The following is a 26,934-nucleotide window of genomic DNA, read 5'->3' as shown; positions in this document are numbered from 1 at the left end:
TTCTCGGTCGGCGGTCAGAGCGGGCCCAGGCCGACGAGCCGGCGCAGGTGCGCGTCGAGCTCGTGCCGCTCGAGCGGCGACCCGACGACACCGGGCCGCTCCTGCCACGGGCGCGGGCCGTCCGCGTCCCGCAGCTCCACGCCCTGCGCCTCCAGGCGGCGGGCGTGGACCGCGAGCCGCGCCCGGAACTCCTCGGGCTCGCTCGGGCCTCCCCGCCAGACGACCTCCGCGAAGGCCGCAAGCCGCGGGAACGCGAGGAAGTCGAGCGTGCGGGGCGAGTCAACGTGCTCCGTCCACAGGTGCGCCTGGGCGCCGAGCAGCCGGCCGGCCTCGGTGCCGTCGACGCCGCGGCGCGGGTCGAAGGCGAGCACGCGGTCGAGGTCCGTGACCACGCCGACCGGGACCGGCTCGCGCGGGTCGTCGGACTGGCGGTAGTCGAGGTAGACCTCGTCCGCGGGGCAGGCGACGACGTCGTAGCCCTCGGCGAGGCCCCCGGCGACCCCGTGCGAGCCGCGCCACGACGCGACGACCGCGTCGCGCACCGGCGCGCCCTCGAGCACCTCGTCCCACAGCAGGACGCGGCGGCCCCGCGCCCGCGCCCGCTGCGCGAGGCGGTCGAGCAGCCAGTTCTGCGCGTCGGCGTCGCGGTCGAGACCCAGCTCGGCCCGACGCCGCACCACCTCCGGGTCGCGGTGCCACCGCACCTTGGGCGACTCGTCGCCGCCGAGGGCGAGCACGGGCGACGGGAACTGGTCGAGCACGTCGTCGAGGATCGCCCCGACCTGCTCGACGACCCGCTCGGACAGCCCGAGCACGTGGTCGGAGATCCCCCAGCGCGTCCAGACCTCCGGTGCCACCAGGCTCCCGTCGGACGCGGGGTCAAGGCCGGCTCCCAGCTCGGGGTACGCGGCGACGAGCGCCTGGACGTGACCCGGCAGGTCGACCTCGGGCACCACCGTCACGTGCCGCTCGGCGGCGTACGCCACGATCTCGGCGACGTCGGCCCGCGTGTAGAAGCCACCGTGGGGGCGGCCGTCCTCGAGGGCGTCGTCGCCCGCGCCGACCTGCGAGCCGCGCCGCCACGACGCGACCGCCGTGAGCTCGGGGAACCCGGCGATCTCGAGCCGCCAGCCCTGGTCGTCGGTCAGGTGGAGCTGGAGGGTGTTGAGCCGGTGCTGGGCCATGAGGTCGACGAACCGCAGCACCTCGCGCACGGGCAGGAAGTGCCGGACCACGTCGAGGAGGACGCCGCGCCACGCCAGCACGGGCTCGTCCTCGACCGTGCCGCACGGGAGCTCCCAGGGCGGGGGCGTGACGACGGCCGACCTGTACCCGTCGGGCGGCAGGAGCTGGCGCAGCGCCTCGATCCCGTACGACGCCCCCGCCGGTCCGCCCGCGCGCACCTCGACCCGCTCGGGAAGGACGTCCAGCACGAACGCCTCGGGCCCCAGCGCCTCGTCGAGCGCGAGCCGGACGGTCGCGGAGAAGTGCCCGGCGGGCTCGAGGTCGAGGCCGCCGCTCGCGCCGAGCAGGCGGCGCAGCCGCCGCGCCTCGCCCGCGAGCGCGGGGTCGGAGTGCAGGGTCGAGCGCTCGTCGAGGACGTGGACGCCGGGCCGCGCACGCCACGACCGCGGCGCCGGCACCAGGGCGGGCGCCGGCGCGGGGAGGGCGCTCATCCCTTCACCGCCCCGGCCGTGAGCCCGCCCGTGACCCGGTTCTGCAGGACGACGAACACCAGCAGCACGGGCAGCATGAAGAGCGTCGAGGCGGCCATCGTGGCACCCCAGTCCGTGCCGAAGACGTTGTTGAACGACGACAGCCAGACGGGCAGCGTCCGGCTGTCCTGGTTCTTGATGATGAGGGTGTTCGCGAACGCGAACTCGTTCCACGCGGTGATGAACCCGAAGAGCGACGTCGACAGCAGGCCGGGCGCGAGCAGCGGGAAGACGATGCGCCGGAACGCCGTGGCGCGCGAGCACCCGTCGACGCGCGCCGCCTCCTCGAGCTCGATCGGGATCGCCTCGAGGAAGCCCCGGATCGTGAGGATCGTAAACGGCAGGGTGATCACCGTGTAGATGACGAGCAGGGTCGCGAGCCGGTCGAGCAGGTCGGCGTCGCGCACCACGATGTACATCGGGATGAGCAGCGCCTCCCAGGGCGCCATCTGGGCGGCGAACACGACGAGCACGAAGACGCCGCGGCCCCGCCAGCGCAGGCGCGCGACCGCGAACGCCGCGAGCGCGGCCACGACGAGCGCCACGACCACGGACCCGAGCGTCACGAGCAGGCTGTTGCGCCAGAAGGTCCAGAAGCCGTCCGCGTCCAGGGCCGTGCGGAAGTGGTCGAGCGTCAGGGCACGCGGCCAGAGGCTCGGCGAGCCCGACTGCAGGTCGCGCGTGGGCTCGACCGCCGTCCGGAGCATCCAGTACACGGGGAAGATCGACGCGAGGATCGTCACGACGGCGGCCGCCGCGAGCGCGACGCGCCCGGGCCGGAGCCGTCGGCGGCCCGACGGCGCGGGGCCGGCAGAGACGGTCGCAGCGGGGACGGGGGTGGTGGCGCTCGTCATCGGTCGCCCTCCTGGCGCAAGGTCTGACGGAAGTACACGAGGAGCAGGAGCGTGAGCATCACGACCGTGACGACCGAGATCGCCCCCGACAGCCCGTAGCGGTGCAGCGACTGGGCGACCTGGTAGGCGTAGACGGGCAGCGTGGTGGTCGCGTCGTCGGGCCCGCCCTGCGTGATCGCCCAGATCTGCGCGAACGCCTTGAACACCCAGATCACCTCGAGCGAGGTGATGAGCCCGAACAGCGGCCTCAGGATCGGGAACGTCACCGAGCGGAACAGCCGGAACCCGGACGCACCGTCGATCCGGGCCGCCTCGAAGAGCTCGTGCGGGACCGTCGTCAGGCCCGCGTAGAGGGTCAGCGCGGCGAAGGGCACGGACTGCCAGACGATGAGCAGCACGAGCATCGCGAAGGCGGCGTTCCCGTGGGCGAGCCAGGAGTAGCCCTCGAACCGGTCGAGCCCCAGCCCGACGAGCGCCCAGTTGACGATGCCGCGCTGCGACTGGAACAGCCACTGCCAGATGGTCGTGGCCGCGATGATGGGCGTCGCCCACACCACGACGAGACCGGCCATCACCGAGAACCGCAGCACGCGACCGAGCGCGCCGATCATGAGCGCCACGAGCGTCGACAGCACCATGATCAGCAGCACGTTGATCGCGGTGAACACGAGCGTGCGCACGACGACGCCCCAGAACGTTCCGTCCGAGAGCAGCTCGACGTAGTTGTCGAACCCGACGAACCCGGCTCCCCCGCGGATCAGCTCGCGCAGCCCGTAGTCCTGGAACGACATCACGACGTTGCGGACGACGGGATACCCGAGCACGACGCCGACCACGACGACGGTCGGCGCGATCAGCAGGTAGGGCCAGGGGCCGGGACCCCGTCGCAGGGCGGACGTCCCGGCGCCCGGCCCCGCGGGGGCGGGCCGTTCGGCCCGCCCCTCGGTGAGGAGGGGGTCGCGGGACGCGGGAGACGCCGCACCTCCCACGACCCCCTCCAGCTCAGCTCGACGCATTGAGCGTCTTCGCGATGGAGTCGGACGCTGCCTTGCCGGCGACGGCCGGGTCCGCCCCCGTCAGCACCTGCGTCATGTAGTTCTTGATCGGGTTGTTCGCCTCGACCGCCGCCCAGTTGGGCGAGTTCGGCGTCGCGTGACCGTTGGCTGCCCCCGCGGCCATGGCCGCCGCGCCCGGGTCGCCGGCGAGCGCGCTCGCCAGCGTCGTCTTGTTGGGCACGTAGCTCATGGCGACCGCGAGCTTCTTCTGCCAGTCGTCGCCGGCCAGCTCCTTGATGAACGTGTAGGCCTGGTCGGGGTGCGCCGCGGCTGTCGGGATCACCAGGTCGGAGCCGCCCGTGAAGACGGCGCCCGGCTCGTCGGCCGTCTTGCCGGGGATCGGGAAGAACCCGATCTTGTCCTTCATGGCGGCGTTCGCGGCCGTCACCTGGGCCGCGGCACCCGGCGTCGCGATCATCTGGGCGACCTTGCCGCCCGCGAACACGTCGATCTGCGGCGGGTGCTGCTCGTCCGCGTCCTTGGGTCCCTTGCCGAGCTTCTGGAGCTTGCCGTAGAAGTCGATCGCGGCGGCGGCCGCGGGCGTGTCGAGCCCACCCGTCCAGGTGTCGCCGTCCTGCGTCGCGAGGTCGCCGCCCTCGTCCCACAGGAACCCGGCGTAGGTGTACCAGTTCTGGCCGGCGAGGTAGATGCCCTGGTTGCCGCCCGCGTTGAGCTTGGTGGTGTCCTGGAGCCACGCGTCGCGGGTCGTCGGCGGGCTGGTGATCCCGGCCTTCGCGAAGAGGTCCTTGTTGTAGAGCACCACGCGGTTCGCCGCGTAGTACGGGATCCCGTACTGCTTGCCGTCGATCTTACCGGGCTCGGCGAGCCCGGGGATCCAGTCCGAGCCGCCGAGGTCGGAGACCTTGTCGCTGAGGTCGGTGAGCCCGCCGCTCGCGGCGTACTGCGCGACCTGCGTGTTGCCGACCTCGATCACGTCCGGCGCGTCGTCGCTGGCGAGCGCGGAGATGATCTTCTGGCCGATGCCCTCCCACTCCTGGACCTGGACGTCGACCTTGACGTCGGGGTGGGCCTGCTCGAACCCCGCGACGAACTCCTGCTGGAACGCGTCGGAGATGCTGTCGCGCATGAGCCAGACGTCGATCGTCGTGGCGCCCTTCGTGCTCGTGCCGGGGTCGTCCGAGCCGTCGTCGGACGAACAGGCCGCGACGGTCAGGGCCAGGGCCGCCGCCGTCGCCGCGGCCGTGCCCGCGGTGCGGAACTTCCTCATGGTTCACCTCGCCTCGTTGTTTACCAGTTGGTCAACTGGTAAGTAATGAGAGCGAAGATGGCACGTCCCGGGACACGCCGTCAAGAGGTCGCGTCAGTCGTGATCAGAACGAGATATCGCAGCAATCAGCCCGAAACGTTCCGACAGGAGCTGTCCTGGGACGGGGAGGTGGCATACTCACCAGTGGTCAGTTCTGAGGCAACCAGGAGGATCACGCGTGCCCGACAGCCCCGCGACACCCACCCGCAAGCGCGAGCTCGTCCGCGACCACATCCTCGAGCTCGTCGAGTCGCAGCCCGCGGGCCATCCCCTGCCCTCCGAGCGCGACCTCTCCCACCAGCTCGGCGTCTCGCGGCCGACTCTGCGGGCCGCCGTCGACGAGCTGGTCGCCGCGGGACTCGTGGTCCGCGAGCACGGGCGGGGCATGTTCGTCGCGCGCGCGAAGGTCACGCAGGAGCTCGTCGCGCACGACACGGTCGCGGAGGTCCCGCGCGCCGGTGGTGCCTGGTCGAGCCGCGTGCTCGACCTCGGCACGGTGCCGGCCGGCCCGCGCGTCGGACGGCGCCTCCACCTCTCGCCGTCCGCGACCGTGGTGCACGTCGCCCGCCTCCGGCTGGTCGACGGCGAGCCGATCGCGATCGAGTATCTCTACCTCCCCGCCGCGGTGGTCCCCGACCTCGACCCCGCCGACGTCGAGTCCGGCGACTTCTACGAGCACCTCGCGCAGCACCACGGCGTCCGCGTGGCGAGCGCCACGCAGGCCATGGAGGCCACCGTCACGAGCGAGGAGGAGGCGCGCATCATGGGCGTCCCGCCGTTCTCCGCAGCGCTCATGTTCGAACGGCTCACGCTCGACGACGGCGGCCGACCCGTCGAGTACGTCCACTCCGTCTACCGGGGTGACCGGTACCGCATCGTCTCGCGGCTCTCGCTCACCGAGGCGTCCGGCGGCGAGCCCGAGGCGGCGCGCGTCCGGACGACCGCCGGCCACTACCCCGGCATGCCCGCGAGCGAGACGTCCGTCGAGTACGTCACGCGCGGCGAGGTCCAGCGCTGAGCCGACCCCGCGCCGTCGGGCCCGTCAGATCCAGCGCCGCGCCTTGAAGACGCTCCACAGCCCGACGCTCACGCACAGCATGGCGACGAGCGCGAACGGGTAGCCGTAGCGCCACTGCAGCTCCGGCATGTTGAAGTTCATGCCGTAGATCGTCCCGACGAGCGTGGGCGCGAACAGGATGGCCGCCCACGCGGAGATCTTCTTGACCTCCTCGTTCTGGGCGTTGCTCGCCTCCGAGAGCGCCTGCATCTCCTCGTTCTGCCGCTGCGACACGAGCGTCGCGTTGACGGTGAGGATGTCGCGCAGCGCGACCCGGAAGCCGTCGATGCGCTCCGCGACCTCGGTCGCGTGGTCCGCGACGTCGCGCAGGTAGCTCTGGAGCTCCTCGTCGATCTGGTACTTGTCGAACCCGGCGCGCAGAGCCGTGAGGATCTGGCGCAGCGGGCGCACGGCGCGCTGGAACTCGACGACCTCGCGCGAGAGCTCGTAGATGCGCCGCGACACCGACGCCTCGCCGCGGAACACCTCGGTCTCGATCTCGTCGATGTCGTTCTCGAGCCCGGCGACGACCGGCGCGTACCCGTCGACGACGGCGTCGAGGATCGCGTACAGCACCGCCTCCGGGCCGCGGGCGAGCATCGACGGGTCCGCCTCGGTGCGGCGGCGCACCGCCGTGAGGTTCGGCGACTCGGCGTGCCGGACGGTCACCACGAAGTCCGGCCCCACGAACACGTGCAGCTCGCCGAACTCGACCTCCTCGGTCGCGTCCACGTAGCGCGCGGCCCGCAGGACGACGAACAGCGTGTCCCCGTACCGCTCGAGCTTGGGCCGCTGGTGGGCGACGATCGCGTCCTCGACGGCGAGCTCGTGCAGGTCGAACTCGACCGCGAGCCGGGTCAGGTCCTTCTCGCTCGGCCGGTACAGGCCGATCCAGGCCATCGCGTCGTCCTCGGCGCGCAGCGCACGGAACGTGTCGCCGAGCGAGGGCGGCGTCGTGACGCGGCGGCCCTGCACGTAGATGGCGGAGTCGACGATGCTCGACCCCGCCTCGGAAGCCGCGCTCGCCTCGTCGGGGGCGGGCAGGGCGGGCAGGCTGCCGCGGCGGGCGCGCGCCAGTTCGGAGTCGCGGCGCGCGAGCAGGTGGGGGCGGCGCGCGAGGGTGGCGAGACGGGTGATGGGACGGTCGGTCATGACGGGCTCCAGGACAGCGCTGGCGCACCGTCGACGCACGGTCGTCGCGGTCAGAGGTCCGCGGCGCCGAGCGCGCGCGGGCCGTCAGCCGCGCGCGTGGCGGGCGGGACGGTGCTGGAGGTGCAGGGACACGCCGCGGCCTTCGAGGCCGCGGGAGCGACTATCACTGGGAGGTTCGCTGCGCATGGCGGTCCTCCCCTCGCTCGGCACGCGTCGCGTGCGGTGTCGGTGCTGCTGTCAGCCCTCAGCGGGCCGTCGTCCAGGGTACCCCGTCAGCGGGGCCCGAGCAGCAGCGCGGTGAGCTCGGCCGGCGTCCCGACGACGGCGACCGCGCCGGCGTCCTCCAGCTCGCCCGGCTCCGCGTAGCCCCAGGCCACGCCGACGGTCGCGAGCCCGTGGCGTCCGGCACCGAGCACGTCGTGCTCGCGGTCGCCCACCATGACGGTCGTCGTCGGGCCGGCGTCGACGCCGCGCGCACGCAGGCTCGCGAGGGCGTGCGCGACGACCTCCGCCTTGCTCGACCGCGACCCCTGGTCGGCGTCGGCGCCGAACACGCCGTCGAGGCCGTGGGTCAGGTGCGCGTCCAGACGGAAGTGCTCCGCGATCTGCCGGGCGTAGACCTCGGGCTTCGACGTGGCGACCGCGAGCACGGCCCCTGCGGCGCGGAGCGCGTCCATCGCGTCCACGATCCCGGGGAAGACGGCGTTGTCGAACATCCCGCCCGCGGTGAAGTGGCTGCGGTAGCGGGCCACGAGCTCGTCCACCCGGTCGGTCGGCACCCCGTGCGCGGCGAGCATCTGCGGGAGGGGCGGCCCGACGAACCGGCGCAGCGTGGCGTCGTCGGGCACGGGGAGGCCCGCCTCGGCGAGGGCGGCCCGGAGCGAGCCCGTGATCCCGGGCGCGGAGTCGGTCAGGGTGCCGTCCAGGTCGAGCAGGACGACGGCCGGCGGCAGGGCGGGAAGGCTGAGGGGCAGCGGCTCGGCGGGTGAGGTCACAGTCCGGAAGGCTACGTTGTCGACCCGGGCGCGGGATCCTCTAGCTCGCGGAGGTGGTCGAGCTGTGGCTCCGCCGCCGCTCGGAGGCCTCGACGACCCACAGGAGGAACGCCTGGTCCTGGAGCGGGACGTCGGGCGGGAGCACCAGCGAGAAGCGGCTCGTCATCATCCCGGCGCGGCGGGCCTCGCCGACCTGGACACCGCCGCGCAGCACCTGGAACGCGGTCGAGAACACACCCTGCTTGAGCTCGTAGCGGGCTGCGGGCGTCGCGACGTCCCACGCGTAGCTGAAGAACGAGCGTCGGGTCGCCCAGAGCTGGAACGGCGTCGGCGAGCCCACCGGACCGGTCCCCAGGATCCCTCCGCCCGGCTGCCGCGCGTACTCCCACGTCTCCGTCCCGAGCTGGACCGTCGTGCGCTCCCGGAACGTCGCAGTGTCGAACCGGCCCACCGTCGTCCCGTCCAGCACCAGCTCCTGGTTGCCCCAGCTCCTGCCCCACGTCAGCACGCGGGCACCGTACCAACCGGTGCCCGCCGGCTCGATGGGGAGGGCTGCCCCGCGCCCCGGCACGGCGGAACCCGCGGGCTACCAGACCCGATCTCCGGCGGGGGCCCGCAGGTGGTCGAGGCCTGCGTCGAGAGCCGCCTCGAGGTGCCGAGTGTCCCCGGTCGTGCGCAGGAGCAGGACGCCGCCCTGGATGCCGGCCACGAGTGCAGCGGCGGCTCTCCCGGCCGGCAGGTCGGCGCGCATCTCGCCCGCGTCCTGCATCGACCGGATGCCGGCGGCCAGGTGCGCCTCCCAGTCGACGAGGAGGTCGCGCACGACCTCCGGGACCCCGGGCACGCCGCCCACCTGCCCCATGAGCGCGCTCAGCGAACAGCGGCTGCCCTGCGCCCGGTACCGCGCGACGACGACGTCCCGCCACCGCTCCCACGCCGCCCACGTGGTGAGGTTCGCGAGGTAGGGCTGCTGGTCGTCCAGGACGTGGTCCGCCTCGAGCCGGACCACCGCCATGAGCAGGTCGTCCTTGCCGCCCGGGAAGTAGTGGAAGAGCTGGCCCTTGCTGGTGCCGGTGATGGCCCGGACGTCGTCGAGCGTGATCTCGCCGTCGTCGGTGCCGCGGAGGAAGTCGGCGGCGCCCTGGACGATCCGGGCGCGGGTGGCCAGGCCCTTGGCGGTGAGCGTCATGCGGCCAGCGTAGGCACCTTCTGGGTCGGGCGGTCCAGCCGGGTCGCGCCGTCTTCGCTCACAGCGGAGGCGCAAGCCCTTGTTTGGACTTGAGAGTCCATTTTTCCGCTCCTAGCGTCGACGCCATGACACAGCGACTCCTGGGCCGTACGGCCCTCGTGACAGGTTCCACCAGCAACATCGGGCGCGCGATCGCCACCGCCCTCGCGGCCGAGGGCGCGCACGTCGTCGTCTCCGGCCGGGACGAGGAGCGCGGCCGCGCCGTCGTCGACGCCCTGCGCGCCGCGGGCGGCACCGCCGACTTCGTCCGCGCCGACCTCGACGGCTCGTCCGCCCGCAGCCGTGAGCTCGCCGACCAGGCGCTCGCCCTGCTCGGCGGGCGCGTCGACGTCCTCGTCAACAACGCCGGGGTGTTCCCGGCCCATACCACCGCCGATACCGACGACGCGCTCGCCGACCACGTCCTCGCCGTCAACGTGAAGGCGCCGTTCTTCCTCACCCAGGCGCTCGTGCCCGCGATGGCGGAGGCCGGAGGTGGCGTCGTCATCAACCTCGGCTCGTGGGTCGCGCGCCTCGCCGTGCCGACGAGCCCCCTCTACGCCGCGTCGAAGGGCGCCGTCGAGACCCTGACCCGCGCGTGGGCCGGCGAGCTCGCCGCGCAGAACATCCGCGTCAACGCGATCTCGCCCGGGGTCATCCGGTCCGCCGACTCGCCCGAGCGCGTCGTCGAGGCCGGCGACCGCCTGATGTCCGGCACGCCCGCCGGCACCGCGGGCGGCCCGGAGGCCATCGCCGCGGCCGCCGTGTACCTCGCGTCCGACGACGCCGGGTTCGTCCACGGGACGGTGCTCGACGTCGACGGCGGCCGGACGGGCGTCGCGGTGGTCGCCGGCTGAGCGGCACGCGGGCGGACCCTAGCCGCGGGCGTCCAGGAGGTCACGGATCGCGGAGGCGGCCGCCTCGTCGCCCATCTCCTCGCGCAGCGTGAGCGCACGCTGCAGGTCGGGGGCGGCGGCGGCCGGCCCTTCGACCTCGAGCAGCGCCCGCCCGCGCCAGTACCGCGCGAGCGCGACCATGCGCGTCACGCCGAGCGTCTCCGCGAGCACGACCGCCTCGGGGGCGAGCTCGAGGACCTCGGCCCACCGGCCGGCCTCCCCGAGGATCGCGACCACGTAGCCGTGCGCCGAGGCGGCGGTGAACTCCGCGACCTGGGCACGCGGCCGGGTCGCGGGGTCTGCCAGGACGTCCAGCACCTCGCGCGCCGTCTCGACCGCGCCGTCGACGTCGCCCAGCCGAGCCTGCGCGTCGGAAGCGGCGAGCAGGGCCTGGGGCAGCGCCTCGCGGTCCCCCGCGGCGCGGAAGTGCTCCGCGGCGTGGCGCGCCTCCCGACGCGAGACCGCTGGGTCCGCCGACGCCCACCCGACGTAGTAGTGCGCCCAGCCGAGCGCCGCGTCGTCCCCGGCGCGCGATGCTGCGTCGAGGGCACGGCGCGCACTCGCGCGAGCGGCGTCCATGTCGTCCAGCCCGACGATCTGCGACCACGCGAGGTACCCCTCGTGCGTGGCGGTGAGCGCGTCGTCCCCCGACGCGGCCGCGGCCCGCGCCGACAACCTGAACACCTCGCCCCAGCCCCGCCAGTGCGGCCACAGGTCCGAGAACCAGTGCAGCGCTTCGGCGACCTCGACGACCACCGTCCCGGCCCCGCCGTCGGCGGCGCGCCTCAGGGCCGCCAGCCACGACTCGGCCTCCGCGACGAGCCAGTGCCGCGCGTCGTCGGCGGTCTCGACGACGACCAGCGCCTCCTCGCCCTGGGGGACCACCTCGTGCTCGGGCTCGAACCAGCGGCCCGCACGCGACGCCGTCGCGAGGAGCCAGGCGTCCGCACGGCGACGGGTCGCAGCCGCCGCGTCGTCGCCCTCCTGCGCCCTCAGCTCGGACGCGGCGAACTCCCGCAGCAGGTCGTGGAGCCCGAACCGCTCGTCTCCGGACGGCTGGACCAGGCTGAGGTCGACGAGCTCGTCGAGCAGGTCCTCCGCCCGGGGCAGCCCCTCCCCGCTCAACGCAGCGGCCAGACCCGTACCGACGGTCGGCGCGTCCGCGAGCGCGAGCGCGAGCCGACGGAACATCCGTTGCGCGCCCGGCCCGAGCTGTTCGAACGACGACGAGAACGCCGCCCGGACCTGCAGGTCGCCCGCGCGCAAGCCGTCGAGGCGGCGGTCGGGCGCGTCCAGGCGAGCGACCAGGCGCGCCACCGACCAGCCCTGCCGGACGGCCAGCCGGTTCCCGGCGATCCGCAGCGCGAGCGGGACGTCGACGCAGAGCGCCGCCAGCCGTGCGAGCTCGTCGGGTCCGCCCGCCTCGGGCGGCACGATCCGGCGCAGGAGCGCGACCGCGTCGTCGTCGGCGAGCGTGCCGAGCACGAACCGGCGCGCGCCCGCGAGACCGGCGAGCGTCCTGCGGGAGGTGACGAGGACGGCGGCCGGGCCCGACGCCGGGAGCGCCGCACGGACCTGCTCCTCGGACGCCGCGTTGTCGAGCACCAGCAGCACCCGCCGGCCGACGAGCGCGTCGCGCAGCCGGTCCGCGGCGTCGTCCGCCCGGGCAGGCGCCGGCGAGGCCGTGAGCGCCGCACAGAGCCGGCGGACGACGTCGTCCGGCGCCACGGGCTGCGCGTCGAGGCCGCGCAGGTCGAGGAAGACGCGGTCGTCGAAGTCGGGGGCGAGGTCCGCCGCGACCCGCGCCGCGAGCGTCGTCTTGCCGAAGCCCGGCGGGCCCGAGACGAGCACCACGGCCGGTGCGACGCCCGGCGTCGAGCCACGGAGCGCGGCGGCGACGGCGAGACGGTCGCCGGCCCGACCCGTGAAGTCCTCGAGCGCGGCCGGGACCGGGAGCCGCGAGCCCGCGGCCGAGTCCAGGGTCCGACGGCGTGCGTCACGCGCCGCCTCCAGGAGCGCCGCCCGCGCGTCGTCGTCGAGGCCCAGGCCGTCCGCGAGCGCCAGGACGGTACGCCGCTGGGGCGCCCGGCTGACGCCCCGCTCGATGTCGCCGATCCCCCGGTCGCTCACGCCCGACGCCTCGGCCAGCGCCTCGAGCGTGAGGTCGGCCTCCGTCCGCAGACGGCGGACCAGCGCGCCGAAGGACTCGTCCTGCACCGTCACCGCCTCGCCCGACCGCACGCGGCGGTTCTGCCTGTCTTCTTCCTGGTCGCGGCTCCGGCGGCGCGGTTCGATCGTAGGGCAGGCGCATCCGCGCCTGCGTCCCCATCCCCAGGAGGCCCACGTGCCGTACATCACCACCCCGGACGGCGTCGAGCTGTTCTACCAGGAGTTCGGCAGCGGCCGTCCCGTCGTGCTGTCGCACGGCTGGCCGCTCAGCTCGGAGGCCTGGGAGCGCGAGCTCAAGCTGCTCGCCGACAACGGCTACCGCGCCATCGCGCACGACCGTCGCGGGCACGGCCGGTCGTCGCGCACCCACGACGGCAACGACATGGACCACTACGCGGCCGACCTGGCCGCGCTGGTCGAGGCGCTGGACCTGACCGACCTCGCACTGATCGGCCACTCCACGGGCGGCGGCGAGGTCGTGCGGTACGCGGCCCGCCACGGCAAGGGCCGCGTGTCCAAGATCGTGACCGTGGGCGCCGTCCCGCCGATCATGGTGCAGTCCGAGGCCAACCCCGAGGGCACGCCGATCGAGGTCTTCGACGGGCTGCGCGAGGGCGTCCTGAACGACCGTTCCGAGCTCTACCGGGACCTGTCGGCTGCCTTCTTCGGCACGAACCGTGAGGGCTCGACCATCTCGCAGGGTCAGCGCGACGACTTCTGGCGCCAGGGCATGCTCGTCGGTCTGCAGTCCGCCTACGACTGCGTCAAGGCGTTCTCGGAGTCCGACTTCACCGAGGACCTCAAGGCCCTCGACGTGCCGGTCCTCATCGCGCACGGCGACGACGACCAGATCGTCCCGATCGCCGCGGCCGCCTACAAGGCCATCGAGCTCGTCAAGCTCGGCACGCTCAAGGTGTACCCGGGTGCGCCGCACGGCATCGCCGGCTCGTACCAGGAGGAGCTCGACAAGGACATCCTGGCGTTCCTCGCCGAGTGACCTCGTCCCCGCCCGCGGTGACGCAGGTTCGCGTCGCCGCGGGCGGAGGGATCAGCCCAGGAGCGGGAGGACGAGCTCCGCCGCGCCGTCGGCGGTGATCCGGACCGGCACGCCCCAGTCCTGCTGCGCGAGGTTGCAGGCCGGGAACTCGACGGGCTCGCCGTCTGGCCCGAACGCGTCGCAGGACGCCGCCCGCGCGCTCACGTGCAGCACGCCCTCGAGCGTCTCGCCGGGGGCGGGCGTCGCCAGTACGAGTTCCCGGTCGAGGGCGGTGTCCGTCCCGTCACCGACGACCAGCAGGCTCGCCGGGGTCGCGCTCACCGAGAGCTGGGTCGACGGGCCGAACCGGTCGTCGAGCTTCTGGCCGGGTGCCGGCGTGAACGGCACGCGCAGGCGCAGGGCCCCGGGCGCGAGGTCGGTGACGGGGCGCTGGGTGCGGTGGGCTCCCTCGTCGACCGTCGTGCCGAGCGAGCGGAGGTCCGCCGGAAGTGCGACGCGGGTCAGACGGTGCGCCGCCGACTCGACGACGAGCACCTCGAGCCCGTCCCCGTCGTCGCTCGTGCTCGCACGCACGACGACGCCGCTCGGCTCCGCGAGCCCCGTCACCAGGGTGGTGACCTGGCCGCCGCCGGGGGCTGCGTCGTCGGGGGTGTAACGGCGCAGGGCGCCGTCGTAGGTGTCGGCGACGAGGACCGACCCGTCGGGCAGGGTCGCGACGCCCAGCGGGTGCTGGAAGAGCGCCTGGTCGGCAGGTCCGTCGCGGTGGCCGAAGTCGAACAGCCCCTGTCCGACGGCGGTGTGCACCGTCCGGTCCGCGGTGTCGACCCAGCGCAGCGCGGACGTCTCCGCGTCGGCGACCCACACCGCGCCCGGCACGGCCGCGAGCCCGGACGGCTGCGCGAACCATGCGTCGAGCAGCGGGCCGTCCTGCAGCCCTTCGTTCATGGTCCCGGCGAGGTGCTCGATGGAGCCCTCCTTCCCGTCGAACGCCCACAGCGTGTGGTTCCCGGCCATCGCGACGACGAACGCCGCGAGCTCGGGCACCCACGCGACGTCCCAGGGCGACGAGAGCTTCACCGTCAGCGGCGGGACGTGTGCCCCCGCGACGAACGGCTCGCCCGCGAGGTCACCCGCGACGTTGTCCGGCGCACCGACCATGAACTGCTCCCCGGTGCCGGCGACGGTGGTGACGGTGCCGTCGTCGAGACGCACACCGCGCAGCACGTGGTTCGCGGTGTCGGCGACGAGGACGTCGTACCCGAGCCACGGACGCAGCTCCTCGGGAACGAGGCAGAGCCCGTTGGGCTCGGCGAACCGCGCGTCGTCGGGGCCGCCGTCGACGAGCCCTCGCTCGCCCGAGCCGATCCGGCGGACGAGCGTCTCTGCGTCGGGTGCGAGCTCGGCCAGGGCGTGGTGGCCGGCGTCGGCGACGAGCAGGTTCCCGCCCGGCAGCGCGACGGCCTTGGCGGGGAAGCGCAGGGTGGAGGGCTGCGGCGTCGGCGGGACGTAGGGGCCGTCGCCCTCGCGCAGCGTGCCCTTGGCGCGGTGCTCGGCGACGAGCTCGGAGACGAGCGCCTCGATCGACGCGGCGTGCCCCTCGCCCGCGAGCTGCGCGACGACGTAGCCCTCGGGGTCGATCACGACGAGCGTCGGCCAGGCGCGGGCCGTGTACGCCTGCCAGGTGACGAGGTCGGGGTCGTCGAGGACGGGGTGGTGGACCTCGTAGCGCTCGACGGCGGCCGCGAGCGCGTCGGGGTCGGCCTCGTGGACGAACTTCGGCGAGTGGACGCCGACGATCGTGAGGACGTCGCCGAACCGCTGCTCGAGGTCGCGCAGCTCGTCGAGGACGTGCAGGCAGTTGATGCAGCAGAAGGTCCAGAAGTCGAGGATCACGACACGGCCGCGGAAGTCCTCGAGGCTCAGGGTCCTTCCGCCGGTGTTGAGCCAGCCTCGCCCCACGAGGGCGGACGCGCGGACACGGGGCAGGCGGGCGGGCGCGGAACTCACGGGGTCAAGTCAACCGCACCAGGCTGAGGGGCGACGCGGAGCCCCCGGCAGACGACGTCGAGGACTCGTGCACGGGAACGGAGAGCCTCTCGTCGGCGAACAGCGCCGACGTTGGCCCGGCGTACCCTGACGCTCAGGTCGGGCTGATGACGAGGCGGGCGACCCGGTCGCCGTCGAGCGTGAACGTCATGGGGCCGGTGCCGTTGTAGCCGTCGCCCGTCACGGTCAGGACGACGGTCCACACCCCGGGCGTGCCCGTCTCCTCCGCGGACACCGGCTCGAAGTGCGAGCGCTTCCCGATGTTGTCGGTCACGTTCCAGCGGGCGATCCCGTCATGACCGGTGAAGGTCCGGCCCCAGTCGTCGAGGACGGCGTCGGGAGTGAAGGCGGCGACGAACGCGTCGCTGTCGCCCGCGTTGGTCGCGTCGACGAACGTCGCCACCGCAGCAGGAAGGTTCACGGTCATGCCACCAGTCAACGCTTCCGAGGGTCGCCAGGCCACCCCCGGACTGGATACGGTGACGCTCGTGCGCGCCGACGGGTACCTGGGACCAGACCGCAGCGGGGTCGACTGGCTGATCGACCCGGACAGCCCGGCGATGCGCAGGCTCGGACCCGACATCGCGACCCGCACCCCGGACAGCCCCGTCGACGTGGACGCGCTCCTCGACGACCTCGCGCTCCTCCCCCGGCTGATCCGCGAGCGCCACGTCTTCGTCGTCCTGGGACGGACCGGCCCCGAGGCCGCGGGCACCGTCCTGGACGCGTGGACCGAACGCCTCCGGGCCGAGCGCCCGACGACGTGGGGCGACGCGATCGGCGACGTCGCCCAGGCCTTGCGCGAGGCCCTCGACGACAACCACCACGGCATCGTCGGGAACGCCGCGCCGCGCGTCCTCCGCCCGACGCTCGGCGAGGACCCCGGCCCGGCGTGGGAGTCCGCGGTCCGGACGACGCCGTGGGGCGAGGTCGCGACGGTGCGCATCCGGACGCTCTCCGACTCGCCGGAGGGCTCACCTCAGCTCGAGGCGGGGGCCGCCGACCGCGGCCCGCTCGGGCACGAGCGCGTCGTCGTCGACCTGCGCGGGAACGGCGGCGGGAACGACGAGTTCGTCTCCCGGTGGATCGCCGACGCCGTCGTCCACGCCTACGACGCGCCGAGCGAGCGGTGTCTGTCGGTGGGCGACAAGCCGGTCATGGCGTGGGACTGGTTGGCGCTCGAGACGCTGCGGCACCCGGACGACCCGCCACCCGCCTCGCTCCTGCCCCACGCGCACGTCCCGGCACCGGGCGACGAGCTCCGCGTGGAGCTCAGGACGGAGCACGTCCCTGCCGGCGCGAACCCGTTCCGCGGGCGGATGCTCGTGCTCGTCGACGGCGGGACCGGCTCGTCCGGCGAGTCGAGCACGCTGATGCTGCGGGACAGGCTCGGAGCCCGGGTCGTCGGCGTGCCCAGCATGGGCCTCCTGGAGTCGGCGAACGTCGCCCCGTACGTCCTGCCGCGGTCCGGGCTGACCCTCACCTTCCCGACCCAGTGGGTCGAGACTCCCGAGCCGATGGAGTTCGTCGGGATCCGGCCGGACGTCGAGCTCGACGCCACGACGCCGCTCGCCGACGTGGCGGACCGGTTCGACGAGCTGTGGGCGGCCGCCGAGCACGGGATCTGAGGCCGCCGAGCACGCGCCGTCCGCCCCTCCGGTGCACCGGACGGGCGAAGATCACGTGGTCGGCGGGGTCACGGCGACGGGGTCACGGCGGCCGCGTCCTCCGGCGGCTCGCCGACCTCCTCGACGGGGCGCGGCACGTACGGCTCGGCAGTCACGTCGGCCCGCTCGACCCGGTCGAGGCGGAACCACCGCATCCCGTCCCGGTCACGGCACCAGGCGACGAGGTACCAGTGGCCGCCCGTGTGCGCGAGGAGCACGGGCTCGACGCGGCGCCGGCTCGCGCGGCCGTCGTGCGACCGATAGCGGATCGCGAGCACCCGCTCACCTGCGAGCGCCTGCTCGACCGCACGCAGGACGCCGGTGGCGACGGATCCTCCGTCGAGCGGCGAGGCCTTTGCGGCAGTCGTGCCGGCGTCGTCGGGCGGGGCGCCGCCCCTGGTCCAGACCCGCGAAGCCAGACGCGACGCTCGCTCGCGGTCGCCGGGCCCGAGGGCGTCCCACAGCTTCGCGCGGGCGGTCGCGGCGTCGACGGCGAACGGAGACCCGGGCGGGAGAAGCGCGAGCGCGACCGACACCGCGACCGCCTGCGCGGGCGTGTAGTTGACGGGCGGGAGGCTCGCGACGGCGTCGAGCACGTAGCCGCCGCCCGGCCCGGCCTCGGCGCGCACGGGCAGGCCCGCCTGCTGGAGCGCGGACACGTCGCGCTTGATCGTCCGGACGCTCACCTCCAGGCTCCGGGAGAGGCGCTCGCTCGTGGTGCCGCTGGCGCCCGCGCGGCGGAGCTCCTCGGCGACCGCGTAGAGGCGTTCGGTGCGGTTCACGCGCCCTCCGAACATCGGTGACAGACAGGTGTCACCAGGGTGGGTCGAGACTGGTCGTATGACAACCCCCAGCACGCACGTGGTCCTCGTCCCCGGCTTCTGGCTCGGCGGCTGGGCGTGGGACGACGTGGTCGGCCCGCTCCGCGACGCCGGCCTCGTCCCGCACCCCGTGACCCTGCCCGGCCTCGGCCCCGACGACACCGCCGCCGAGCGCGCCGCCGTGAGCCGCGCGGACAGCGTGCGCGCCGTCGTCGGGCTTCTCGAGGGCCTGGAAGGCCGGGTGGTGCTCGTCGGGCACAGCGGCGGCGGGGCACTCGTCGGCGAGGTCGTCGACCGCGTCCCCGACCGCGTCGCGCGGGCCGTCTACCTGGACGCGGGGCCGCTCGTCGACGGCGCCGCCCTCAGCCCCGCCCTGCCCGACGGCGCCACCGAGATCCCGCTCCCGGGCTGGGACGAGCTGGCCGCGCAGGGGTCGAGCATCGACGGGATCGACGACGACGGCCTGGCCCGGTTCCGCGAGCAGGCCCAGCCCCAGCCGGGGCGCGTCGCGACGGAGCCCGTACGCGTCTCGAACCCGGCCCGCTTCGACGTCCCCGTCACCGCGATCTGCACGAGCATCAGCGCCGAGCAGCTCCGGGCCGTGGCCGGACCGGGCGCGCCGTTCCACACCGAGGTGCTCGACCACGACGTCACCTGGGTCGACCTGCCCACGGGGCACTGGGCGATGTTCTCCCGGCCCACCGACCTCTCGACAGCGCTGGTCGAGGCCGCCCGCGCCTGAGACAGGTCGCGGCGGCCCCGAGGCTCAGCCCAGGACGCTCGGCAGGCCCGGGTACGCGTCGTCGTCGGGCGCGACACCCAGCACGTGCTCGGCGAGGAACGCGAGCACCACCTGGTACCAGACCTTGGCGTGCTCGGGGGTGAGCACCCAGTGGTTCTCGTCGGGGAAGTAGAGGAACCGGTGGACGGTCTTCCCCTCCGCGTCGGCCGGCAGCCCTGACGCGGACAGCAGCTCGTACCAGAGCCGCAGGCCCTCGCCGACGGGCACCCGGTAGTCCTTGTCCCCGTGGACGACGAGCATGGGCGTCCGGATGTCGCCGACGAACCGGTGCGGCGAGTTCTCGAGCGCCATCTCGGGGCTCATCTCGCGCTGCCAGTAGAACGACGCGTCCGTCGTCGGGCCGAACTGGTCGAGCGCCCACAGGCTGGCGTGCGAGACGATCGCGCGGAACCGGTCGGTGTGTCCCGCGATCCAGTTCGCCATGTACCCGCCGAACGAGCCGCCCATCATCGCCGTGCGCGTCTCGTCGATGTCGTCGCGCGCGACGACGGCGTCCGTCACGGCCATGACGTCGGTGAAGGGCTTGTCGCCCCACGCGCCCCAGCCGCGCTGCACGAAGTCCTGCCCGTACCCGGTCGACAGCGCCGGGTCGGGGAGCAGCACCGCGTAGCCCGCGGCGACGAGCAGCCACGGGTTCCAGCGCCAGCTCCACGTGTTCCAGGAGCCGAGCGGTCCGCCGTGGACCCACAGCACGAGCGGCGCGGGGTTCTCGGCGCTCGCGCCCTCGGGCAGGGCGAGCCACCCACGCACGCGGACGTCGTCCGACGCGGGGGTCTCGACCTCGACGAGCGTCCCCGAGAGCGACGGCGCGGGGACCGGCCCGCGCAGGAGCGTCGGCTCGACCGGGGTCCGCTTGCCCTCGTCCTGGGCGAGGAAGGCGGCGAGGTCCACGCGGACGGGCTCCGCCGGCGCCAGGTAGCTCGACCGCAGCGCGTAGAAGGCCGACCCGTCGCGCGCGACCTCGAGGTTCGTGTAGACGTGGTCGCCCGCGGTGACGCGTTCCACCGGGACGATCCCGCCACCGGTGGCGGCGACGTGGAAGACCGGGCCGCGGCCGTCGTCGTCGGCGGTGACGAGCAGACCTGAGCCGTCCGGGAGCCAGGTGACGGACGTCGGCCAGCGGTCCCAGTGCGTCGTGAGGCTGCGGGGGCTCTGCTTGGGCGCGAGCGGCACGACGGCGAGCGTCACCTCGGGCGCGCGGTGCGGCGTCGTCAGGGTCTCGCGGGCGTAGGCGACGAACCGGCCGTCGGGCGAGACCGTGGGCGCGAACAGGTCGGCGCCCTTGTCGTCGACGAGGACGTACCGCTCCCCCGTCGCCGTGTCGATCGCGACGAGCGTGCTGCGCTGAGTCGGGCCGGGGCCGGTCACGCGCCACGTCGTGACGAGCGTCCGGCCGTCGGGGCTGAGGGCGGCGTCGGACTCCTCGAGCGCGGCGCCCGGCGCGGGCGTGAGGTCACGCAGGTCGAGGCGCGCGCCCTCGGGCGTGCCCGGTGCGGCGTCGTCGTCCTCCTCGCCCGACGACGGCACCGGGACCAGCGCGCCCGGCACCTCGTCCGCCAGCGCGGCCAGGTCCGCGGCGAACCGGTGCGGGCGGTCGGGGCCGAGGTCGTGGTCCCAGTACCGGACCGGGTACCCGTCGTGCAGGATCGCCGCGACCTTGTGCTCCTTGCGGGCCTTGCGGAGCTTCGCGTCCTCGTCGAGGCCACCGGCCGACGGCAGGAGGTCCGAGGCGACCGAGACGACGTCCGCGTCGCGCGCGACAGTCACCCCGCCGAGGCCGCCGGGCGCAGTCGCGACGACGCGCGCCTCGCCGCCCGCCGCGGGCAGCAGCCAGAGCGCGGGCTTCGCGTCGTCGTCGGGCTTGGTGTCGGCGTCGGGACGCGCCGAAGTGAACAGGAGGTCGCCGTTCGCCGCGAAGACGGCGGCCGCCTCGCCCTTCGCGGACCGCGTCAGCCGGCGGGCCGGGGCCTCGCCCGTCGGGTCGACCTCCCACAGCGCGGTCACGTAGCGGGTCCGCTTCGGGTCGAGCGTCTGGACGGCCGTCACCAGCCGCGACGCGTCCGGGGAGAGGGTCAGCCCTGCGAGACGCGGCAGGGCGACGTAGGCGTCGAGGTCGTGGAACGGCGTGGCCGCGTCGGTCGTCACCGGTCCGTCCTATCACAGTCGCCCGGCACGGTCCGCGGGTGAGGTTCACGGCTCGCCGCGCCACCCGGGCTCCGTGCGGCGCAGAATGCGTCATGACCATCCCCACGGCGCCGGGGAAGGCCCCGGCGTTCCCGTCCGCGGAGAGCGGACGACCCTCCGTCGCGGCCCGGGCCGAGCAGGGCCGCTCGTGGCGTGAGCACGCTCCCCTGGAGGCGTTCGCGGACTGGTCGCCGGCCGCCGACCGACCCGATCCCGTCGCGCTCCTCCACGAGCAGGACGCCAGCCGCGTCGCCGAGCTCGTACCGATCCGGTACGGACGCATGAGCGCGTCCCCGTTCGCGTTCTACCGCGGCTCCGCAGCCGTCATGGCCGCCGACCTCGCGGCGCTCCCCCGCTCCGGCGGCACCACCCAGCTCTGCGGGGACGCGCACGTCGCGAACTTCGGCGTCTACGCGGCCGCCGACCGCCGCCTCGTCTTCGACATCAACGACTTCGACGAGACCCTCCCCGGCCCGTTCGAGTGGGACGTCCTGCGGCTCGCGGCGTCGCTCGTCCTCGCCGCCCGCGACCGGGGGTTCGACCGGGACGTCGCCCGCGACGCCGCACGCGCCTCCGCCTGGGCCTACCGCATCACGACGGCGAGCCTCGCCCACCAGCGGACCCTCGACGTCTGGTACGCCCGCGTCGACGAGGAACGCATCATGCAGACCCTCGAGGCCGCGTCCATGAGCAAGCGCGAGCACCGCGCCGCCACCAGCACCTTCGACAAGGCGCGCACCCGCACGAGCCTCCGTGCCGCCGAGAAGCTCACCGAGCTCGTCGACGGCCGCCTCCAGTTCCGGGAGGCCCCGCCGCTCGTCTCGCGCGCCCCCCTCAGCGCGCTCGACCGCGACCAGTACGACGCCGTCTTCGACGCCTACCGCTCCACCCTCGACGACCCGCTCCGCCACCTCCTCGACCGGTTCGACCGGGTCGACGCCGCGCGCAAGGTCGTCGGGGTCGGGAGCGTCGGGACGCAGGCCTACGTGCTCCTCCTCGCCGGGCGCGACGACGACGACCCGCTCGTCCTGCAGCTCAAGCAGGCCCAGGAGTCCGTCCTCGAGCGGTACCTCGAGCCCAGCGAGTACGACCACGCCGGCCAGCGCGTCGTCAACGGCCAGAAGCACGCGCAGGCCGCCAGCGACATCCTGCTCGGCTGGGCGACCGGACCCGCCGGGCGGCACTTCTACGTCCGGCAGCTCCACGACATGAAGGGGTCCATCGACCTGGCGCGGATCCGCCGGCGGGGGCTCGTCGCGATCGCCGAGCTCTGCGGCGCGACCCTCGCCCGCGCCCACGCGCGCGCCGGCGACGCCGCCGCCGTCGCCGGGTACCTCGGCGAGGACCTCGACGACGTCCGGTTCGAGAAGGCCGTCGCACGGTTCGCCCGGAAGTACGCCGACCAGGCCGAGACCGACGCCGCGCTGCTCGACGACGCCATCGCGGCAGGAGACGTCGAGGCAGTCACCGGCGTCTGAACCCCCGTCGTCCGCCCGGGTCACCCACCCGCCACCCGCCACCGTGACGATCCGCCGCCAACCCGTCGCGCGACCATGCGGTTCGCCACGCTTCCGGGCGCCGAACATGGTGTCAGCCACCGGTTCAGACCCTGATCGGTGGACAACGTCATGCTCGGCAGCGGCGGGAGTGGAGAGCCGCATGCTCGGCAGCGGCGCGCCCGGCGACGACCCTCCTCACCCCTGCCCCCTCGACCGGAGGGCGCCCAGCGCACGACGGACGGTTCGGGCCATCACGCCGTCGAGGTCCGCACCCGTGAACCTCAGCACCTCGAACCGCCCGGACGAGACGAGCCCGTTCTGTCGAGTCCGATCCGCAAAGGCGGCCGCCGGCAGGTCGTGCACCTCCTTGCCGTCCACCTCCGCGACGAGCCATCGACCGTCGCCGAGCTCCCATCCGAGGTCTCCTCGTTCAGGGAAGGGCGAGTCGTCGAGCGGGAGCTGCAGGACGTCCGGCGGGACGCCGCCGTCGATGCAGTCGAGCCGGCCGAACGACTCCACCGTCGACTCCGCCCTCCCGTCGGCCAGCTCCCACAGCTCGTGCGCGGCGGCGACACCCCGTCGTCCGCGGGCCAGATCGTGGGCGCGTGCCAGGCCGGCCGGTGACAGGAGGTCGCGGTGCAGCACCGAGTCCAGCACCGCCAGCCCGTTGCGGCGCGGGAGCTCGGGGAGCGCCTGGGCGACCGCCCACTCGACGGTCGCCACGCGACGACCGCCGACGACGACGGTCTCCATCCCGGCGTCGAACTGGCGTGCCGACATCCCGTCACGTGACAGCCGGTTGCTGGCCCTGGGAAGGGCGACCTGTGGGGCGATCGTCGGAGGAAGGCCGCCCGCGCCGAGCAAGGCCAGCGCGCACGTCCCGATCGCGACAGCGTCGGGACCGTACGCCAGCAGCCCCGCCCAAGCCGCGCGACGTCGTCGAGCATCCCAGTGGACCGCGGACAGCGGTCCGGACCGCGTGTCGAGGACGCCTCGGGTCAGCCGTCGCCACCGTCGACGGTAGACCAGCGTCTCGATCTGTCGGTCCGTGACACCGGCCGCCCGGGCCTGTGGTGTCGAGACGAGACCGACCTGCATCCCGGCGACGGGTTCGAGCGCGGAGGGCACGACGAGGGTCAGCGGCGGTTCGGCGCCGGGACGCGGGTCGACGAGCGTGGTGGGAAGAGTCATGGCCGGAGTGAAGACGACGACGCGCCATCGCGGTCATGGTGCAGACGTCGACTGTGCACGACCTCGGTCGTCCACAGGCGCGGCGTCGGCCCCCGCGCCCACCGGCTTCGCACGCGCCGACCATGGCGTTATCCCCACCCGCCGGTGCCGCCACGCGCCGGCCATGACGTTGTCCCCCATTCCAAGCCCGGACCGGGGGACAACGTCATGCTCGGCGACATCACCGGTGGGTCACACCATGGTCGACGTGGAAGACGAAACGTCATGCTCGGCGTCATCACCGGTGGGTCACACCATGGTCGAGGTGGAAGACGAGACGTCACGCTCGGCGACGTCAGCGGGGCGCGTCGTCTCGCTTTGCGAGCTTGGCGAGCATGTCGTTGTACTCCCGCAGCTCGGCGTCGCCGTCGCGCTCGGCCTTGCGGTCCTTGCGGCGCGCCTCCCGCGCGTCGGACCGCGACCACGACGTCGCGACGAGCACCGCGAGCAGCAGCGTCGGCAGCTCGCCGATCCCCCAGGCGACGGACCCGCCGGTCTGCTGGTCCTCGAGCGCGGACTCGCCCCAGGTGCGGCCGAGGAGCCCGAACCAGCCGGGCACGAGCAGGGTCTCGGAGCTGATGAGCGCGATGCCGAAGAACGCGTGGAACGCCATGGTCGCGAACAGGAGCACGAGCCGCTGCGGGTACCCGAGCCGCTTCGGCCCGGGGTCGATGCCGACGAGCGCGTTCGCGAACACGTACCCGGCGCCGGTGAAGTGCACGACCATCCACAGGTGCCCGACGTACGAGTGCAGGGACCACGAGAACAGGGGCGTGTAGTAGAAGACGACGAGCGAGCTCGCGAACAGCGCCGCGGCCACGACGGGGTTCGCGACGAACTGTCCCCACCGCGAGTGGACGAGGATCAGCAGCCACTCGCGCGGACCGCGCGACCCGTCCTTGCGGACCGGGAGGCCACGGAGCGCGAGGGTCACCGGAGCCCCGAGCACCAGGAAGATCGGGACGACCATCGCGAGGACCATGTGCTGGACCATGTGCGCGCTGAACAGGACGTGCCCGTACATCGCGGGGCCGCCGGACGTCGTCCACCACAGCACGACCATGCCCGCGCACCACAGGACGGTCCGGCCCCACGGCCAGCGGTCGCCGCGGCGTGCGAGCCGCACGACCCACCCGACATAGACGATCACGCCGGCGGCGCAGAGCGTCGTGAGAATGAGGTCCCACCGCCACTCGGTGAACCAGCGGGCCGGGGTGAGCGCGGGCGGCAGGAGGTGACCCGTGACCCGCTCCGCGGGCGTGAGGTCCTTGCCGACGACCTCGCTCACGGGCGGCGCCGACGACGCGAGCGCCACCGCGACGCCCATGACCGCGCCCATCACGGCGACCTCGACGACCGCGAGCCGCCAGAACAGGCCCCGCGGACGCGCGTCGTCCCGGCCGAGCCGCTCGACGACGAGCGTGCGGTGCGCGTACCCGATGAGCCCGAGCACGACGAGCAGGATCAGCTTCACGAGCAGCAGGACGCCGTAGCGGGTCGCGAGCCCGTCGAGCGAGCCGGCCCGGATCCAGCCGTTGACGAGCCCCGACACGGCGACGAGCGCGAGGCACCAGAGCGCCATCTGCGAGTAGCGCGCGACGACGGCGGCGAGGTCCGGGCGGGCGCCCTCACCTGCCGCGGTGCCGGTCCGGCGTCGGGCGGGGACGCCGCCGTCCGAACCCCGACCGGTCCAGAAGACCAGGCCGATGGCCACGAGGCCACCGATCCACACGCTCGCGCCCAGCAGGTGCAGGAACAGGGACGAGATCGCGAGCTCGTGGCTCGACGTCCCGGCCGCGTGCCCGGTGCCGGCCTGCAGGGACAGCGCAGCGACGGGCAGGACCGCGACCCACCCAGCGCCTGTCGGGGTGCGGACGAGCAGGAGGAGCGTCGACGTCACGGCGGCGAGCACGACGATCTCCAGCAGCGTGCGCCCGTACGCGACCTGCGTCATGAAGACGCCGAGCTGCTGGCCGAACGCCGGGTCGCTCAGCGGCATGCCGGCGATGTTCGCGTCCTCGAGGACGATCTGGACGAGCCCGGCCACCGCCCACACGCCCGCGCCCGTGGCGGCCGCGACGAGCGCGCGGCGGAACCCGACGCCGTCGGACGGGGCGCGCCACGGCAGCACGAACAGCGCGAGCGCGAGGGAGCCGACCGTCACCGCCATCGAGAGCTCGGTGAGGAGCGTGACGACCGGGAGGCCGAGCCGGACGGCGACGCCTGGGTCGAGCAGCCCGGTGCCCGGCGCCGCGAACGCCTGCGTGAACGCGCCGGCGAGCAGCACCGCGACGACGCCCACGACGACGGCGCCCGGCGCCGCGAGCACGACCCACCACGGTCGGCCGGCGATCGTGCCGGGCCGCCGGGCCGGACCGGGACGACCGCTCGCCCCGGGATTCGGCCGCGTGCGCGCGGGCGTGGAGGACGACGTCACCCGCCCAGGGTAGGCGGGTCCGCTGGATGCCCGGCCCCGCGGGGGCGGCTCCGTGGCGGACCTCACCCTCTTCTCGCCTCGACCAAGGCTTGCCTTTCGTACCCTGCGCTTGCTTATGCTGTCCGACAGTCACGCCTCGCGGGGCGTCGACGTCGACGGCAGGGGAAGCCGGAGCACGGCACTCGTCACGAACCGTGGAGCATCCAAGGGCCCCGGGAGGTCACGCGCATGGCGGCGCTCGCAGGTCTCGTGCCACCCCTGCTCGTCTCGGTGGTCCTCGCGGCCCGGATCCGGCACGCGTCCAGGCGCAGGAGCCCTTCGCCGGTGAGCGCACCGGTCCCGCTGCTCGTCGTGCCGCCCGCGCCGGTGGCACGCCGTCCACGTCCGGCGCTGCCGGCCCCCCGCCCGACGACGTCCCCCGACACCCCGCAGCACCGCACCGTCCGGATGCCCGACGCCGAGCTGACGTGCCGCGCGTGCGGCTGGACCCTCGACCGCCCGGGCTGGGTGGACGGCCGTCCGACGTCCGCGATCTGCGATTGCTGCGCCTGCGAGGCGGGGGTCGACGACGTCACGCCCGAGCGGGCGCGCGCCCACCGGCGCCGGTGGGTCGAGCACGGGGCGGAGTGGTTCGACCCCGGCAGCAGGCCCGACAGCTGGGACCTGTACGAGCACCTGTGCGAGCTCGCCCCCGTCTGACCCGCGAGTTGTCAGAAGCTCACGGCACTCTGCTGCCGCACGGTTCTGACACGTCATGCGTCGTCGCGAGTTGTCAGAAGCTCACGGCACCCGGGTGCCGTGAGCTTCTGACAACACCCCGCGGAAAACGGCGCAGCCCCACACGAGGCCCCGCGCCGGCTCCT

The 26,934-nt window shown here is 74.1% G+C and carries 22 protein-coding genes; 7 read left to right on the top strand and 15 right to left on the bottom strand.

What is annotated here, in order from left to right; translation table 11 throughout:
- Positions 1-14: 14 nt before the first annotated feature.
- Genes ACFT5B_RS16565 through ACFT5B_RS16550 form a run of 4 tightly spaced genes read right to left on the bottom strand, consistent with a single transcriptional unit; the run spans position 15 to position 4,852 of the window.
- A complete protein-coding gene (locus ACFT5B_RS16565) occupies positions 15-1,676 on the bottom strand; it encodes a beta-N-acetylhexosaminidase (RefSeq protein ID WP_386800232.1) in 1,662 nt (553 codons plus the stop codon).
- The gene (locus ACFT5B_RS16560; RefSeq protein WP_386800230.1) at positions 1,673-2,569 is read right to left on the bottom strand and encodes a carbohydrate ABC transporter permease; all 897 of its coding nucleotides are present in this window, start codon (positions 2,567-2,569) and stop codon (positions 1,673-1,675) included. The genes ACFT5B_RS16565 and ACFT5B_RS16560 overlap by 4 nt, the downstream gene beginning before the upstream one ends.
- Entirely contained in the window at positions 2,566-3,558 is a 993-nt protein-coding gene (locus ACFT5B_RS16555; RefSeq protein ID WP_386800228.1) for a carbohydrate ABC transporter permease, read from the bottom strand. Before ACFT5B_RS16555 ends, ACFT5B_RS16560 begins: the two co-directional genes overlap by 4 nt.
- Before the next feature lie 13 nt (positions 3,559-3,571).
- Complete coding sequence (locus tag ACFT5B_RS16550) at positions 3,572-4,852, bottom strand: extracellular solute-binding protein (protein WP_386800225.1); 1,281 nt, start codon at positions 4,850-4,852, stop codon at positions 3,572-3,574.
- A 217-nt stretch (positions 4,853-5,069) separates the two neighbouring features.
- Between ACFT5B_RS16550 and ACFT5B_RS16545 the strand changes: the two genes are divergently transcribed.
- The gene (locus tag ACFT5B_RS16545) at positions 5,070-5,909 is read left to right on the top strand and encodes a GntR family transcriptional regulator (protein WP_386800223.1); all 840 of its coding nucleotides are present in this window, start codon (positions 5,070-5,072) and stop codon (positions 5,907-5,909) included.
- A 24-nt stretch (positions 5,910-5,933) separates the two neighbouring features.
- Here ACFT5B_RS16545 and ACFT5B_RS16540 read toward each other — a convergent pair whose 3' ends face one another.
- The 4 genes from ACFT5B_RS16540 to ACFT5B_RS16525 all read right to left on the bottom strand — a co-directional run bounded on the left by ACFT5B_RS16540 (position 5,934) and on the right by ACFT5B_RS16525 (position 9,284).
- Positions 5,934-7,100 (bottom strand): magnesium and cobalt transport protein CorA, encoded by a 1,167-nt coding sequence (locus ACFT5B_RS16540; protein WP_386800221.1) that lies wholly within the window; start codon positions 7,098-7,100, stop codon positions 5,934-5,936.
- 272 nt (positions 7,101-7,372) lie between these two features.
- Positions 7,373-8,095 (bottom strand): HAD hydrolase-like protein, encoded by a 723-nt coding sequence (locus ACFT5B_RS16535; protein WP_386800219.1) that lies wholly within the window; start codon positions 8,093-8,095, stop codon positions 7,373-7,375.
- A gap of 40 nt (positions 8,096-8,135) precedes the next feature.
- Positions 8,136-8,603 (bottom strand): hypothetical protein, encoded by a 468-nt coding sequence (locus ACFT5B_RS16530; RefSeq protein ID WP_386800217.1) that lies wholly within the window; start codon positions 8,601-8,603, stop codon positions 8,136-8,138.
- Positions 8,604-8,681: 78 nt separating this feature from the next.
- A complete protein-coding gene (locus tag ACFT5B_RS16525) occupies positions 8,682-9,284 on the bottom strand; it encodes a TetR/AcrR family transcriptional regulator (protein WP_386800215.1) in 603 nt (200 codons plus the stop codon).
- Positions 9,285-9,409: 125 nt separating this feature from the next.
- On the opposite strand from ACFT5B_RS16525, the gene ACFT5B_RS16520 reads away from it, so the two are divergent.
- Positions 9,410-10,180, top strand: a complete 771-nt coding sequence (locus ACFT5B_RS16520; protein WP_386800213.1) for an SDR family NAD(P)-dependent oxidoreductase — start codon at positions 9,410-9,412, stop codon at positions 10,178-10,180.
- Between the two features lie 18 nt (positions 10,181-10,198).
- Here the strand turns inward: ACFT5B_RS16520 and ACFT5B_RS16515 are convergent, their stop codons facing one another.
- Positions 10,199-12,436, bottom strand: a complete 2,238-nt coding sequence (locus ACFT5B_RS16515; RefSeq protein ID WP_386800211.1) for a helix-turn-helix domain-containing protein — start codon at positions 12,434-12,436, stop codon at positions 10,199-10,201.
- A gap of 127 nt (positions 12,437-12,563) precedes the next feature.
- Between ACFT5B_RS16515 and ACFT5B_RS16510 the strand changes: the two genes are divergently transcribed.
- Positions 12,564-13,385 (top strand): alpha/beta fold hydrolase, encoded by an 822-nt coding sequence (locus tag ACFT5B_RS16510; protein WP_386800209.1) that lies wholly within the window; start codon positions 12,564-12,566, stop codon positions 13,383-13,385.
- 51 nt (positions 13,386-13,436) lie between these two features.
- On the opposite strand, the gene ACFT5B_RS16505 is transcribed toward ACFT5B_RS16510, so the two are convergent.
- Both ACFT5B_RS16505 and ACFT5B_RS16500 read right to left on the bottom strand, forming a co-directional pair.
- Entirely contained in the window at positions 13,437-15,392 is a 1,956-nt protein-coding gene (locus ACFT5B_RS16505; protein WP_386800207.1) for an NHL domain-containing thioredoxin family protein, read from the bottom strand.
- Between the two features lie 133 nt (positions 15,393-15,525).
- Positions 15,526-15,858, bottom strand: a complete 333-nt coding sequence (locus ACFT5B_RS16500) for a nuclear transport factor 2 family protein (protein ID WP_386800205.1) — start codon at positions 15,856-15,858, stop codon at positions 15,526-15,528.
- Between ACFT5B_RS16500 and ACFT5B_RS16495 the strand changes: the two genes are divergently transcribed.
- Complete coding sequence (locus ACFT5B_RS16495; RefSeq protein ID WP_386800203.1) at positions 15,857-17,059, top strand: S41 family peptidase; 1,203 nt, start codon at positions 15,857-15,859, stop codon at positions 17,057-17,059. The two genes, ACFT5B_RS16500 and ACFT5B_RS16495, sit on opposite strands and share 2 nt — an antisense overlap.
- Positions 17,060-17,127: 68 nt before the next feature.
- Here ACFT5B_RS16495 and ACFT5B_RS16490 read toward each other — a convergent pair whose 3' ends face one another.
- On the bottom strand, positions 17,128-17,880 hold the full coding sequence (locus ACFT5B_RS16490; protein ID WP_386800201.1) for a helix-turn-helix transcriptional regulator: 753 nt from the start codon (positions 17,878-17,880) through the stop codon (positions 17,128-17,130).
- Between the two features lie 58 nt (positions 17,881-17,938).
- On the opposite strand from ACFT5B_RS16490, the gene ACFT5B_RS16485 reads away from it, so the two are divergent.
- A complete protein-coding gene (locus ACFT5B_RS16485) occupies positions 17,939-18,661 on the top strand; it encodes an alpha/beta fold hydrolase (protein WP_386800199.1) in 723 nt (240 codons plus the stop codon).
- Positions 18,662-18,685: 24 nt separating this feature from the next.
- Here the strand turns inward: ACFT5B_RS16485 and ACFT5B_RS16480 are convergent, their stop codons facing one another.
- Positions 18,686-20,866: an alpha/beta fold hydrolase gene (locus tag ACFT5B_RS16480; RefSeq protein ID WP_386800197.1), complete on the bottom strand. Its 2,181-nt coding sequence runs from the start codon at positions 20,864-20,866 to the stop codon at positions 18,686-18,688.
- A gap of 92 nt (positions 20,867-20,958) precedes the next feature.
- Here ACFT5B_RS16480 and ACFT5B_RS16475 point away from each other — a divergent pair, with 92 nt between their 5' ends.
- Positions 20,959-22,383 (top strand): DUF2252 domain-containing protein, encoded by a 1,425-nt coding sequence (locus tag ACFT5B_RS16475; RefSeq protein ID WP_386800196.1) that lies wholly within the window; start codon positions 20,959-20,961, stop codon positions 22,381-22,383.
- Between the two features lie 216 nt (positions 22,384-22,599).
- On the opposite strand, the gene ACFT5B_RS16470 is transcribed toward ACFT5B_RS16475, so the two are convergent.
- Both ACFT5B_RS16470 and ACFT5B_RS16465 read right to left on the bottom strand, forming a co-directional pair.
- Positions 22,600-23,595: a hypothetical protein gene (locus ACFT5B_RS16470; protein WP_386800194.1), complete on the bottom strand. Its 996-nt coding sequence runs from the start codon at positions 23,593-23,595 to the stop codon at positions 22,600-22,602.
- Positions 23,596-23,929: 334 nt separating this feature from the next.
- Positions 23,930-26,071, bottom strand: coding sequence for a cytochrome c oxidase assembly protein (locus ACFT5B_RS16465; protein WP_386800192.1), 2,142 nt, complete (start codon positions 26,069-26,071; stop codon positions 23,930-23,932).
- Positions 26,072-26,299: 228 nt separating this feature from the next.
- Between ACFT5B_RS16465 and ACFT5B_RS16460 the strand changes: the two genes are divergently transcribed.
- Entirely contained in the window at positions 26,300-26,770 is a 471-nt protein-coding gene (locus ACFT5B_RS16460; protein WP_386800190.1) for a hypothetical protein, read from the top strand.
- Positions 26,771-26,934: the final 164 nt, after the last annotated feature.

It is taken from the genome of Luteimicrobium sp. NPDC057192 (assembly GCF_042670205.1).
Taxonomy (GTDB): domain Bacteria; phylum Actinomycetota; class Actinomycetes; order Actinomycetales; family Cellulomonadaceae; genus Luteimicrobium.
The sequence above is the reverse complement of the archived record's forward strand: the minus strand, read 5'-3'. Positions and strand labels throughout refer to the sequence as shown.

Excerpts from the sequence above, each read along its gene's own strand:
- ACFT5B_RS16540 (WP_386800221.1), bottom strand. The coding sequence starts at position 7,100 with ATGACCGACCGTCCCATCACCCGTCTCGCCACCCTCGCGCGCCGCCCC.
- ACFT5B_RS16520 (WP_386800213.1), top strand. The coding sequence starts at position 9,410 with ATGACACAGCGACTCCTGGGCCGTACGGCCCTCGTGACAGGTTCCACC.
- ACFT5B_RS16470 (WP_386800194.1), bottom strand. The coding sequence starts at position 23,595 with ATGACTCTTCCCACCACGCTCGTCGACCCGCGTCCCGGCGCCGAACCG.
- ACFT5B_RS16495 (WP_386800203.1), top strand. The coding sequence starts at position 15,857 with ATGCCACCAGTCAACGCTTCCGAGGGTCGCCAGGCCACCCCCGGACTG.
- ACFT5B_RS16475 (WP_386800196.1), top strand. The coding sequence starts at position 20,959 with ATGACCATCCCCACGGCGCCGGGGAAGGCCCCGGCGTTCCCGTCCGCG.
- ACFT5B_RS16550 (WP_386800225.1), bottom strand. The coding sequence starts at position 4,852 with ATGAGGAAGTTCCGCACCGCGGGCACGGCCGCGGCGACGGCGGCGGCC.
- ACFT5B_RS16560 (WP_386800230.1), bottom strand. The coding sequence starts at position 2,569 with ATGACGAGCGCCACCACCCCCGTCCCCGCTGCGACCGTCTCTGCCGGC.
- ACFT5B_RS16500 (WP_386800205.1), bottom strand. The coding sequence starts at position 15,858 with ATGACCGTGAACCTTCCTGCTGCGGTGGCGACGTTCGTCGACGCGACC.
- ACFT5B_RS16460 (WP_386800190.1), top strand. The coding sequence starts at position 26,300 with ATGGCGGCGCTCGCAGGTCTCGTGCCACCCCTGCTCGTCTCGGTGGTC.
- ACFT5B_RS16565 (WP_386800232.1), bottom strand. The coding sequence starts at position 1,676 with ATGAGCGCCCTCCCCGCGCCGGCGCCCGCCCTGGTGCCGGCGCCGCGG.
- ACFT5B_RS16485 (WP_386800199.1), top strand. The coding sequence starts at position 17,939 with ATGACAACCCCCAGCACGCACGTGGTCCTCGTCCCCGGCTTCTGGCTC.
- ACFT5B_RS16525 (WP_386800215.1), bottom strand. The coding sequence starts at position 9,284 with ATGACGCTCACCGCCAAGGGCCTGGCCACCCGCGCCCGGATCGTCCAG.